This window comes from Anaerolineae bacterium (assembly GCA_013178015.1).
GTDB lineage: Bacteria > Chloroflexota > Anaerolineae > DRVO01 > DRVO01 > Ch71.
This window is the reverse complement of sequence record JABLXR010000076.1, coordinates 1-12,827: the sequence shown is the minus strand read 5'-3', so window position 1 is coordinate 12,827 and position 12,827 is coordinate 1. Positions and strand designations below refer to the sequence as shown.

At 66.0% G+C, this 12,827-nt stretch carries 8 protein-coding genes; 5 read left to right on the top strand and 3 right to left on the bottom strand.

Going from position 1 to position 12,827, the window contains the following annotated elements:
- Positions 1-193: 193 nt before the first annotated feature.
- Positions 194-1,555: a TldD/PmbA family protein gene (locus HPY83_18755; protein ID NPV09990.1), complete on the bottom strand. Its 1,362-nt coding sequence runs from the start codon at positions 1,553-1,555 to the stop codon at positions 194-196.
- A gap of 78 nt (positions 1,556-1,633) precedes the next feature.
- Positions 1,634-3,520, bottom strand: a complete 1,887-nt coding sequence (locus HPY83_18750; protein NPV09989.1) for an aldehyde ferredoxin oxidoreductase family protein — start codon at positions 3,518-3,520, stop codon at positions 1,634-1,636.
- Between the two features lie 564 nt (positions 3,521-4,084).
- On the opposite strand from HPY83_18750, the gene HPY83_18745 reads away from it, so the two are divergent.
- The 5 genes from HPY83_18745 (at position 4,085) to HPY83_18725 (ending at position 11,284) form a co-directional block, all read left to right on the top strand.
- Positions 4,085-4,930, top strand: a complete 846-nt coding sequence (locus HPY83_18745; GenBank protein ID NPV09988.1) for an MBL fold metallo-hydrolase — start codon at positions 4,085-4,087, stop codon at positions 4,928-4,930.
- A gap of 794 nt (positions 4,931-5,724) precedes the next feature.
- Positions 5,725-8,379 carry a valine--tRNA ligase gene (locus HPY83_18740; protein NPV09987.1) on the top strand — a complete coding sequence of 885 codons (2,655 nt, stop codon included), beginning with the start codon at positions 5,725-5,727 and terminating at the stop codon, positions 8,377-8,379.
- Positions 8,380-8,391: 12 nt separating this feature from the next.
- Positions 8,392-9,228, top strand: a complete 837-nt coding sequence (locus tag HPY83_18735; protein ID NPV09986.1) for a sugar phosphate isomerase/epimerase — start codon at positions 8,392-8,394, stop codon at positions 9,226-9,228.
- Between the two features lie 264 nt (positions 9,229-9,492).
- Positions 9,493-10,332, top strand: coding sequence for a hypothetical protein (locus HPY83_18730; protein ID NPV09985.1), 840 nt, complete (start codon positions 9,493-9,495; stop codon positions 10,330-10,332).
- Entirely contained in the window at positions 10,325-11,284 is a 960-nt protein-coding gene (locus tag HPY83_18725) for a hypothetical protein (GenBank protein NPV09984.1), read from the top strand. Before HPY83_18730 ends, HPY83_18725 begins: the two co-directional genes overlap by 8 nt.
- Here the strand turns inward: HPY83_18725 and HPY83_18720 are convergent.
- Positions 11,277-12,710: a hypothetical protein gene (locus HPY83_18720; protein ID NPV09983.1), complete on the bottom strand. Its 1,434-nt coding sequence runs from the start codon at positions 12,708-12,710 to the stop codon at positions 11,277-11,279. The genes HPY83_18725 and HPY83_18720 overlap by 8 nt on opposite strands.
- Between the last annotated feature and the right edge of the window lie 117 nt (positions 12,711-12,827).

Below are 12,827 nucleotides of genomic sequence, written 5' to 3'. Positions count from 1 at the left end.
TGCCGCCTGCGCTCGTGGGTCCCCTTTTGGCCATGCTATTGCCTCCTGCCCTGGATGTCACTAGCATAACTGACCGGGCAAATGTGGCACTTCGGTGACCGAGAGATTCTGGCACTCGGCCCGTGATACGTGATACGTGACGCATGGCCGATGGCCCACGACACAGATATGTTCATGTGTCACGTATCACGCATCACTCCCCGCCGATCGCCACGTCGCGGATGCGAATGTGAGGCGACCCCAGAGCCACGGGGAGGCCCCCCTGGCCCTTACCGCACATGCCGAAGTCGGCCCACGCGAAGTCGTCCCCAATGGCTTCGATGCTCATCAGGGTATGGAAGAGGTTACCCGCCAGAGCGACGTCGCGCACCATCTCCTCCACCCTGCCTTTGCGGATCATGTAGGCATGCGCGGCGGTGAAGGAGAAGCTCTCCAGAGCCGTCTGGCCGCCGAAGGCGTCGCAGGCGTAGATGCCCAGTTCGATGTCGGCGATCATGTCTTCGAAAGAGGTCTCGCCGGCCTCAATAAAGGTGTTGGTCATGCGCACGATGGGGGGATAGCGGTAGCCGGTGGCTCGAGCGTTCCCGGTAGGCTTCTCTCCCATCTTGGCTGCCGTTTCCCTCGAGTGCAGCCGGCCCACCAGTATGCCGTCCTTGATCAGCTCACTGCGGCCGGTGGGAGTACCTTCGTCGTCATACTTGTGGGAACCGCGCAGGCCCGGCAGGCTGCCGTCGTCCACGATGGTGAGGATGTCCTGCCCGAAGCGCCGCCCCAGCACCATCATCTCCTGCGCCTGCGGGTTGGCGTATACGAAGTCGGCCTCGGACAAGTGCCCGAAGGCTTCGTGGGCGAACACGCCAGCCAGCTTGGGGTTGCAGACCACAGTGTAGCGGCCGCCCTTCACCCTCGGCGCAGCCAGCAGGTTCACCGCCCTCTGCGCCACTGTCCTAGCCATCTCTTCATGGCCTTGTACGGCCTCGAAACCCGCTACCCGAGACACGCCCTCGAAGGCACGCTGGACGTCGCCGTCCCTCCGGGCCACCACGCTGACTGACACGTTGACCATGGGTCGCTCTTCCACGATCCAGGTCCCCTCGGAGTTGGCGTACGTCACCCGACTGAAGCTATCCCAGTAGGCGGTGCTGGTGTCCACAATGCTGGGGTCGTGCCTGAGGGCGATCTCGTTGTAGGCGGCCGCCAACTGGCGCTTCTCGGTCACGGAGACGCCGCGGAAGTCCCGCTCGAGCGGTACCATGATGGCGTCCTCGCTTACGGGGGTAGGGGCCAGCTCTATCCGCTCGCCCTGTATAGCGCGAGCGCCCTGGTAGGCCTGCTCCACCCGGTGCCGCAGATCGGACAGGTCGTTGAAGGTGGCGATGCCCCATCCTCCGCCGTAGACGAGACAGCGCACGATCCCACCCTTGTCCAGCACGATGCTGGCCGTGTCCAACTCCGGACCTCGGAAGGCGACCCGACTGGCCTCCTTCTCCTCCAGGCGGATCTCGGTGTAGTCAGCCCGGCTCGACTTCAGCGCCGCCTCGATTGCCTCTCTCATGCTCGCCTCCCAGCACACGTCGCCCGCGGGATGATCGCCGCTGCCAGCCAGCCTTCCGCCCCTGCCATCTGAAGGCGGCTACAGAAGCCACTCCAGGTCGAGTTCCAGCAACCTGGCTCGGGTGGGCACTCCCGTCCGCTCGTCCCAGCCCGCCAACTGGTAGAACAGGCGCCTGGCCTCCTCGAATTCCACTGCATCCATTCTCTCGCCTTTGAGGCTGCCGTTCCCCAGGGGCTCGAAGAAGCGCTGAGGCAGTCGGTCTTCCTCCACTCCGAACCCTTCCCGCACGTTGAACATCCGGTACATTGCCGAGGCCCGCTCGGCCAGTCGTAACAACTCCCACAGGCTGACAGCCCAACCAGTGACGGCGCCATAGTAATCTACCAGGTCCGGTAGCTTGATGGGCCCGATAGGTGTGGCGGCGAAGTTGCACATGCCGATGACGTTGTAAGTGCCCCACAAGAGCTGGAGAAGGTAGTACGCCCGAACCTTGCGGAAGGAGAAGTCCATGCGGTCCAGTGGCTCGTATAGGCCCAGCGGCTCGAGGTCACTCCCCCGCATGCCCACCGTCTCTAGGAAGGGGTCGTGAGGAGCCTCCACGTGATCGGCGCCCGTGGGCGACAGGGCATAGGAAAGCGCCAGCCCCTTCTTGCCCCGCGGCTCGTGCATGGGCACTTCCTGGTTCTTGACGTGCATGGCGTAGCGCTGAGACCCAGGAATGTGCAGCGCCGCCCGGCCGACGCCCTCGGCCAGAAGGTCGCCCAGGCCCTGGCGCCGCCCGATGCGGTGTATCATCTCTAGCATGGCCTCGGCATTGCCGAACCTGAGGTCCAGTCCGCCAGTGTCGGCTTGGGTCAGGAGCTCGTTTTCGTAGCACTCCATGGCGAAGGCGATAGCGACGCCGGTGGAGATAGTGTCTAGGCCGTACTCGCCACACAACTGGTTGCCTTTGGCAATGTGCGCCAGGCTACCTACGCCACAGAGCGAACCCAGCGATCCGACGGTCTCATATTCCGGACCACCGTACTTCGGGCTGACCCCCAGGGCAGGGACCTCGACCTCGCGCTTGCAGGCCACGGCACAGGCGTAGCAGGTGCCCCTCCCCACCAGGATGGTGTCGCTCATGGTCTGGCCCGAGATGTTGTCGGCCTGGTCGAAGTAGCCGTCCCGGAAGTTGCGGGTGGGCAGGATGCCGTCCTCGTTGAGCCCCGGCACGCCTCGGGCGGTGCCGTGCAGGTGCATGGTGGACTCGTTGCGGTTGTAGGAGGTTCGTAGTGAGCGCAGGATGCCTCGGGCCCGCTCCTCATTCACCATGCCGACCTTGCCGGTGCCTCGGACGGCGATGGCCCGCAGGTTCTTGGCCGCCATCACCGCCCCCATGCCGCAGCGCCCGTTCCAGTGGCGCAGCTCGTTGGTGAGAGCCGCGAACCGGACCCCTCTCTCCGCCGCCGGCCCGCACTGGAGCACCCGCGTCCGCCGATCGCCCGTCTGCTCCAGAATGGTGTCGTGAACCTCGCCCGTCACCCTGCCCCAGAGATCGTCAGCGGGGCGGATCTCCGCCTCCCCGTCGTGGATCCACAGGTAGACTGGCTGGGGAGAGCGCCCTGTCAGGATTATGCCATCGAAGCCGGCTGCCTTCAGTTCCGGCCCCCACCAGCCTCCTGCCTCGCTGCGTCCGAAGCCCAGCGTCAGTGGGCTCTTGGCTACCACCACGAAGCGGTTGGCGCCCCAAAGAGGCGTGCCAGACATGGCCCCCGTCATGAAGACCATGACGTTCTCCGGTCCTAGCGGATCAACTCCCACCGGAAGCTCGCGCAGAAGGAAGTACGTCGCCAGCCCGGCGCCTCCACCATAGCGCCGGTACAGAATCTCGTCCGGCTCCTCCACCGTGGTCCGCCCCGCGCCCAGGTCAACACGGAGGACACGACCGGTGAACCCACCGAATGGCTTCTCACTTGCGGGCATCCAAGAAGCTCCCTTTCCATCCGAAGATCCGTCGCCGCCACTTTTGGTCGACAGGCGGCAGTAGACTCTAGACGCGACGTCGCCGTCGGGTCAAGTTGCGGCGATAGCGGCAGAGCGGCGTCAGGCAGCCGTCGCACCGGGCAAAGGCGCGCTCAGAAGCCAGGCCGGCGCTTTCGCCGCGTTCAGGGCAGGCTTCCCCGTCAGCTATCGGAGGCTCACTGTCCCACCGCGATGGGCTGCGCCTCGTCCCCGCCCGCCCATTGACGGCAGGGCGCACCCGCAGCTGCGCCCCGCTCAGCTCGGACCCGAACTCATACCTGTGGTCCAGCCCCAAACCAGGCAGCAGAGAGGGAGCGAGGCTAGAGGGCCACGTGGCGCTCGTTCTTGCCCCGCCATCTCCCGGCAGGCCCTGAGGGATGCCGACGGCTCGGAGGGGTGGCGGCCCTCGCCGACAGGGCCTTTCAGTAGCGCTGCATACCATTTGATGCAGCCCCTTGACGCTGGCAGCGGTGCCTGCTATTCTAGCGCGGTTTCGGCCCCGGAGAGGGCTTCTTGGAGGCGCCATTGCCGAAGGAGCGAGTCGGCGAGCAGGTCTTTGTGTTCCTGAGCGACGCCTATGCTCAGGTCACCGCTACCGTAATACTCACAGACCGTGGTAGCATCGTCGTGGACTCCCTGCTCTTCCCTAGTGAAGCCCAGGAAGTGCGCTCTTTCGCCATGCGCGGCGGTAAGCGCGTCTCCTACCTCATCAACACTCACGGCCACCTCGACCACGTCGCCTGCAACTATCTCTACCCCGAGTCGGACGTTATCGCCCACACCGGAGTCCGTCAGGCCATGGAGGGCGAGCTTCGCTCCGCCCTCGCCGAGGCAGCCAGGAGCATAGGCGAGCTTCGCGAGGTCAGGCTCCGGCCTCCCACCATCACCGCCGCCGCCGAGGTCGTAGTCCGCCACGGTGGCCTCACTCTAAGGCTCATCCCTCTGCCAGGGCACTCACAGGATGCCTTCGGTGTCTATGTCGAAGAGGAGAGGATCCTGGTAGCCGGCGACGCCATGCTTCCCGTTCCTCACTTCGTCGGTGGCGATCCAGAGATCCTCATGCGGTCTCTGCAGCGCATACGGTCGCTGACTCTCAACACCATAATTCAGGGACATGGCGACGTCATCCTCAAGGGCGAGGTCAGGGACGCTATCGAGTACCGAATGCGCTACGTCCGCCAGGTGCGCAAGTACGTGCACGATGCCATCGCCGACGGTGCCAGCCTCCAGGAGGTGCTGCAGACCGACATCGAGGACTTTGGTGGATCGCGGCTGGACCTGGATGGGCTGACCCAGCAGCTCCATGAGGACAACGTCACCTATCTCTTCCGACTGCAGACCGAAGGCGTACGGGCGGCTCCTCGCATCTAGCCCTCACCCTGACCCATGCCTGTTTGGGTGTGAGGTCGGGCGAAATGAACTGTCCACACACCCTTCCCCGAGGAGTGCGCGCGCCCACGCGCGCCGTGCGTCTCGCGGCCCACTGCGCCCGGGAGGCGATGACTGCTCAGGCAGAGACATGGGCCAAGACCGCGCGAGAAGGTCTCAACCATATCCCAAACATGCCTTTCCCCGAGGAGTGCGCGCGCCCACGCGCGCCGTGCGTCTCGCGGCCCACTGCGCCCCGCGAGGCGATGACTGCTCCCAGAAGGACCGATCGTCGACGTCTCGCACTCCCGGCCGGCCGGCTTCTCGGGTCTGCCGCTAGGGTTCTCGTGAGCGCGCCCGCGCACCAGATCCCATGCCCCAATTCTGAGCCGCGGTGGTTGTCCGTGTTGTCGGTTGGGCCTCGGCGTGCTAGACTGTATTGTCATATCATTCCATAGGCGAGGAACGAGAGTAGTACCCGCCGCAACGCCGACCAGAGAGGGGCGACCACGGCTGCAAGTCGCCTCCGGCATAGAAAGCGGAGCTCGCACCGGGCTGCGGGTGGGGAAGTCGCTCGGGAGCCGAGGGGCTGAATCCGGTCAGTAAGCCCCTCCAGGAGCGCCTGTTACAGCGCCACAAGTGCCGCATCGCTCAGGCGATCCGGAAGCAAGGTGGTACCACGTGAGGGCTGGCCCTCTCGTCCTTGAGGCGAGGGGGCCTTTGCGTGGTGGGCTCAAGCCCGCGTCGGCCACGGCCTCGGCCCAAGGCCAGGACCAATCCCAGCGTGAGGTGGTGACGTGTTGCCGTTTGAGAAGGTCGAGGACCTGCCCAAGACCTGGCAGCCAGAGGAGTTCGAGACCTCGTTGTACGACTGGTGGGAAGCGCAGGGGTACTTCCTTCCCCGCATCGATCCTGGCCGCCGGCCGTTCGTGATCCCGATGCCGCCGCCCAACATCACTGGAGCCCTGCACATCGGTCACGCCATCACTGCTACCATCGAAGACATCCTGATCCGCTGGCATAGGATGATGGGCGATCCTACCTTGTGGCTGCCCGGCACTGACCACGCCAGCATCGCCACCCACGCCGTGGTGGAGAGAGAGCTGGCTAAGGAGGGGCTCACTCGCTGGGACCTGGGCCGGGAACGCTTCGAGGAGCGGGTCTGGCAGTGGCGGGAGCAGTACGGCAGCCGCATCACCCTGCAGCACCGGCGGCTGGGAGCTTCTTGCGACTGGACCCGGGAGCGGTTCACCCTGGACGAAGTGTGCTCCCGTGCCGTGCGCGAGGCCTTCAAGCGCCTCTACGACGACGGCCTGATCTACCGGGGTGAATACATGGTCAACTGGTGCCCCGGGTGCGGCACCGCCGTGTCGGACCTGGAAGTGATACACGAGGAGGAGCAAGGCAAGCTCTGGTACATCAGGTATCCTCTGGCCGACCGTCCGGGCTACATAGAGGTGGCTACCACCCGGCCGGAGACTATGCTAGGGGACACCGGAGTGGCCGTCCATCCAGACGACGAGCGTTACGCCGAGCTGGTGGGCGCCACTGCCATCCTTCCTCTGGTCGAGCGCCGCCTGCCCATCGTGGCCGACGCGGCGGTGGACCCTGCCTTCGGGACGGGCGCCGTGAAGGTGACTCCGGCGCACGATCCTACCGACTATGAGATCGGCTTGCGCCACCGCCTGGCAGTGGTGGATGTCATGACGCCCGAAGGCAAGATGTCTGCCGCCGCCGGCAGCCGCTACGCTGGCATGGACCGCTTCCAGGCCCGGGAGACGGTGGTGGCCGACCTGGAGCGAGAAGGCCTGATCTCTCGCGTCGAGGACCACGTACACTCTGTCGGTCGCTGCCAGCGCTGTGACAGCCCCGCCGAACCCCGCATATCGCTGCAATGGTTCGTCCGTACCAAGCCTCTGGCCGAGCCGGCCATCGCCGCCGTGCGTGAGGGGCGGGTGCGCATCATCCCCGAGCGCTTCGAGCGCATCTACTTCAACTGGATGGAGAACATCCGCGACTGGTGCATCTCCCGCCAGCTCTGGTGGGGGCACCGCATCCCGGTGTGGTACTGCCGCGGCTGCGGAGAGACCACCGTGGCCGTTGACGACCCGGAAGCCTGCCCCAAGTGCGGCAACGCCGACATCGAGCAGGACCCTGACGTCCTGGATACCTGGTTCTCCTCGGGATTATGGCCCTTCTCCACCCTCGGCTGGCCCGAGGACACCGAGGACTATCGGTACTTCTACCCCGCAACCGTTCTGGAGACCGGCTACGATATCATCTTCTTCTGGGTGGCCCGGATGATCATGATGGGCATCGCCATGACGGGCCAGGAACCCTTCCCCTACGTCTACCTCCACGGACTCGTCCGCGATGAGCAGGGCCGCAAGTACTCAAAGTCGCTCGGCAACGCTCTGGACCCTCTCGAGGTCATAGAGGAATATGGCACCGACGCCCTGCGCTATGCCCTGGTCACCGCCAGCACGCCCGGCAACGACACCAAGCTGTCCGTCCAGCGGATCGAGGCAGGGCGCAACTTCGCCAACAAGATCTGGAACGCCGCCCGCTTCGTGCTCTCCAACCTCCCTCCCGGAATGGAGCCTCCAGACGCACCAGAACGGGATCGTCTCGCCCTGGCTGACCGGTGGATCATCAGCCGACTCGAATCCGTCACTGCCTCGGTGGACCGCCTGCTTCGAGCCTGGCAGTTGGGCGAGGCCGGCAGGCAGATACTGGATTTCCTTTGGGGAGACTACTGCGACTGGTACATAGAGGTCGCCAAGACGGACCTCTACGGCGAGGATGACCGGCGCCGTCGGGCCGTCGCCGATCTTCTCGTCTACGTCCTGGAGAGAGCGCTGCGATTGCTCCACCCGTATATGCCCTTCGTGACCGAAGCCATCTGGCAGTACCTTCCTCACCGGGGTGAGGCCCTGATCGTGGCTCCCTGGCCCGAGGCTGGGGCGGCCGACGACGAGGCCGAGGTCCAATTCGGCAAGGTAATGGAGATCGTGCGCGCCATCCGCAACGTCCGTGCCGAATACAAGGTGGACCCGGGCAGGAAGATCCAAGCCGTGATCGCCGCCGGGGATCAGACTGAGTTGCTGCGGTCTCAGGCACAGATCATTGCCGCTCTGGCCCGGGTGGACGAGCAGACGCTGACCATCGCCCAGGCGGTGCAACCCGTGACTCAGTCGGCCACCGTGGTCACGCCCGAAGTCACCGTGTACCTGCCCCTGGCGGGCATGGTGGATCTGGCCGCCGAGCGGGAGCGACTGCGCCGAGAGATCGCCGAGACGGAGAAGGAACTGGAGCACGCCCGGGGCCTTCTGGGCAACCCGAACTTCACTGGTCGGGCTCCGTCCCACGTGGTGGAACGCGAGCGTACGCGAGAGGAGCAGGCAGCAGAGAAGCTCGAAAGCCTACACCGCCGCCTCAACGACCTATCGTAGGATGGTGGACCCATGCCGGACACGAGAGATACAGTGTTCACCCTAAGCGGCTTTGGGGACGAGATCTCGTCCGACCTGGACCAGCAGCTGGATGCCCTTAGAGGTATGGGCATCCAGCACCTGGAGTTGCGGGGCGTCTGGGGCAAGAACGTGGTTGACCTCACCGACACAGAGGTGAACCGGGTGAAGCGGGCCTTGGCGGACCGCGGCATGTCCGTCTCTGCCATCGGCTCACCCATCGGCAAAGTGCCGGTGGGCGCCCCGCTGGAGCCGCACCTAGAGGACCTGAGGCGCGTATTGGAGATCGCCCACCATCTCGACACTCAGCTGGTGCGGGTGTTCTCGTTCTATGTCAAGCCAGGCGAACACGAACGGCAGCGGCCAGAAGTGCTCGGACGGATGGAGGCACTGGTGCGCCTCTGCGAGGGCTCGGGTGTCACCCTGGCACACGAAAACGAGAAGGAGATCTACGGGGACACCCCCGAGCGCTGCGCCGACATCCTGCGCCACGTGGATTCGCCCAGCCTGAGGGCGGTCTTCGACCCCGCCAACTTCGTTCAGGTAGGGGTCGCCCGTCCGTTCGACCGGGCTTGGCCGCTTCTAGGCGACTACGTCCTCTATGCCCACATCAAGGACGCCCTGCTAGACTCGGGCCAGGTGGTGCCCGCCGGCCGCGGAGACGGACAAGTCCCCAGTCTGCTCCAGGCACTGAAAGACAGGGGCCGACCTTGCTTTCTGTCTCTGGAGCCTCACCTCGTGTTCGCGGGGTCCACCCAGGGGTTCAGCGGGGAGGCGCTGTTCCGCCAGGCCGCTGAAGCCCTGCTGTCGCTCATCGCCCGCCTCGATTGAGCGCTCTCCGCCGCCACCCTGCTCGCCTGCGGGCCTCGGGGGACTTGACCGCGTCGCTGGATGGCGCTACAAGTGCGGTGCACGGGCGGAAGAAGCACGGCCAGCTGTCATCAATGCCGGGGGATCGGTCGGGCCCGGTGCACCTTCCGCCCGGCTGTGGAGCGAAAGAGACCGTCGGCACCCGCTCCAGGGACGCTCTGGAGCGTCAGCCCCGACCCTGCTTGCATGCGCCCCCGACCACCTCGTGATGAGCAGGAGGAAGTGATGGAGGGCCCCCGTCCCGAGCCCGGCACCGCCGTGCTGAGCCTTCCGCGAGTGGAGTTCGCCGGCCGCCAGGTGAGTCGCATGCTCCTCGGCGGCAACCCTTTCTCAGGTATGGCCCATCGGCCGGAGGATCCAGATGCCGGCCGGCGCTTGAGAGAGTACTTCACCGACGCCAAGGTGCTGGAGACCATGACCATCGCCGTCGGCGCCGGCATCAACGCCTTCCACGGACGGGGCGACGAGAACGTGTTCCGCTGGCTGGCCAACTTCCGCGCTTGGTCCGAGTCTCAGCCCGACCGGCCCGTCCTTCACTGGCTGGCTCAGACGGCACCGGATCGCTATCGCGACGGAAAGGTCGAGCCCAACATCGAGCAGATTGCCCGCCACCACCCCATGGCCATCTACGTCCATGGGGCCACCTCGGACAAGGCCTACACCGAAGGACGCCCGGACGAGCTCCAGTCACTGGTCGCTTTCATCCACAGCCTAGGCTTCGTCGCCGGCATCGGGACTCACATGCCCCAAGTGGTCCGCTTGGCGGAGGAGCGCGACTATGGAGCCGACTTCTACGTCCTTTCGCTCCGCCACATCCTCCAGTCGCCCCACATCTGCCCAGATGAGCGTCTGGCAGCGGATACTATTCGCTCCATTCCTAAGCAGTTCGTGGCCATCAAGGCCCTGGGCGCCGGCAGGCTTGACCCGGAGGCGAGCTTTCGCTATGCCGCCGCTACCCTCAAGCCCACCGACCTCATGACCGTGGGTATGCGCGACTACGAAGTGCTCGAGGACGTGCGCCTGGCGTCTGAGGCCTTCCGTGCCGCGGAGGTCCCCAGTGCCTGACTTGATTGCCACGGGCGAAGCCCTCATAGACTTCCTGGCGGACCGGCCTGGCGTCACTTTGACTCAGGCTCGCGCCTTCACCTGGGCGCCCGGCGGCGCTCCTGCCAACGTGGCAGTGGCCGCGGCCAGGCTGGGCCTAGAGACCGCTTTCTTGGGTAAGGTGGGAAGCGACCCCTTCGGCATCTACCTGCGCGACTGCCTGAGGTCCTCGGGCGTGGACACCACCCACATGCTCCTCTCCCGCCGGGCCCGGACCGCTCTGGCGTTCGTGGCCCTCCCCACTCCCGACAGCCCACAGTTCACCTTCTTCCGCCACCCCAGTGCGGACATGCTTCTGCGTCCGGAGGAACTGGATCGTGAGTTCCTGCGGGCTACTCAGGCCTTCCACTTCGGCTCCATCTCCCTCATCGCCGATCCTTCCCGCTCAGCCACGCTGGCCGCGGCGGAGGCGGCTCGCGAGGGCGGAGCCCTGATCTCCTTCGATCCCAATTACCGGCCGGCTCTGTGGTCGCCGGAAGCCGCCCGCGAACGCATCTTGGCCACTCTGCCCCTCTGCGACCTGCTCAAGCTGAACGAAGAGGAAGTCGAGCTCCTCTCCGGCTGCTCGGACCCGGTGGCAGGGGCTCGGGAGCTGCTCACGAAGGGTCCCAAGGTCTGCCTGGTAACTCAGGGCGCGGAAGGGTCTCTTTACATCACCCCCCGTACGGACGGACACGTGCCCTCCTACCCCGTCCGCACAGTGGATGCCACCGGCTGCGGCGATGCCTTCACCGCCGCCGCCATCAAGGGGATCCTGCACATGGGCGAACTGGCCACCCTGGGGCCCCTGGATCTGGAGGAGATCCTGCGCTATGCCAACGCAGTGGGCGCGTTGACCGCGACCAAGAAGGGAGGCATCCCGGCTTTGCCTACGGCAGCCCAGGTGGAGGCATTCCTGGCCGAGGTCAGCTAGAGCCGAACTCCGCGGGGCCAGACGCACCATCCGGCGCCGTGCCGGGGATGCCGACACGGCGTAGGTGGCGCGCCAGGCGTCGCGCCCACACTGTGGGTAATCGTCTCAACGCCAGGGTTCGCAGGAAGCGATCGGCCGCCGGCCAGGCCCTTATCCCGTCTCCAGGGCCCCAGGCGTGCCGCGGGCCGTACCGCCTCTGCTCGTAGGCCACGGCCACCGAGGTCATGGCAGCAGCGGCCCGGGCCGCCTCCCGGCCATTGCCTCGCATGCCACCCAGTTCCTCAAGCGCGGCGCCCATACAGTGCTCCAGGCGCAGGGCATACTCCCGTGGAGTAAGGCTCTCGTCCAGCCCCAAGCCCAGCCTGGCGCCTGCTGCCTCCATGGCCCAATAGGCTCGCAGGACCGGATCCGTCTCCAGTCGCCGGTGGCGAAGCCCGAGAGCCAGAGCTCCGCTGGCACCAAGTAGCAGCAGTAGCAGCGCCGGAGGCCACCACTGCCGCCGCCCCACCGTGTCCGCCCGCGTGCCCTCGGGTACCTGGGGCGACTCGCTGGCCCCGGCCCCGATAGGCCGGTAGAACGGGCTCTGCACCACGGTGGGCTCGAACTCCACCCAACCCAACCCGGGGAAGTAGGCCTCCGGCCAGGAGTGAGCCTGGCCTGCCGTGACGACGTAGCGGTCGGAGGCGTAGTCATATCGACCGGTAGCGTAGCCAGAGGCCAGCCGAGCTGGCACCCCGGCTAGTCGGGCCATCACCACCATGGCGCTGGCATAGTAGTCGCAGAAGCCGCGCCGGCTCTCGAAAAGGAAGTAGTCCACCACATCCTTGCCCTCGGCCGGCTGGGGCACCTGGAGGTCGTAGTCGTAGTTGAGCCTAAGGTAGCTCTGGATAGCTACCAGCCGGTCATAGGGGTTGTCAGCTCCGCCCGCCACCTCGGCCGCCAGGTCCACCACCCGCTGGGGAACCTCCGGCAGGGTCAGGTATCGCTCTCGTACCCAGGCCGGATAGTTGGTGCCGGCCGACCTCAGTTGCGCCTGGGTCACCTGGAGCACCTCGGACACCACGCTGTAGCGCCCCAGTGGAGCTTTGAGAAAGGCCAGATCGTCCTCGCCCCGCCAGTACAGCCGCAGGTCGGAGTCCAGTGCCACTGGGTCGGCCACGGCGTAGAGCAGTTCCTCCCGGGGCGCCAGGATCTCGAAATCCTGCACCACTTGCTCTCGAGGGCCCTGCGGCTGCTCGAAGGGCCGACCGCCGGGGGCGGCCACTACGTCGGTCCGGCTGTTGGCCCAGCCCCTGCCCGTGTAGACGTCGTACGTCATCCCCCGCCAGTATCGCTTGGGTCCCGGATCCGAGAAGTCGTCGAAGGCGTAGGGGTCGCGGTAGTCGGGTACGGCAAGAGGAGGCGGATCGCTGGTTCGCACGTACATGACAAGCTGCTCGTCCGGCGCCACCTGCCCGGCGAGCTCACGAGCCGCCGGTAGACCGGCGCCGGCTCACTCGTCGAGCCAGGAGGGAGCGTCGCCACGCGCCGCCACCCCAGGGAA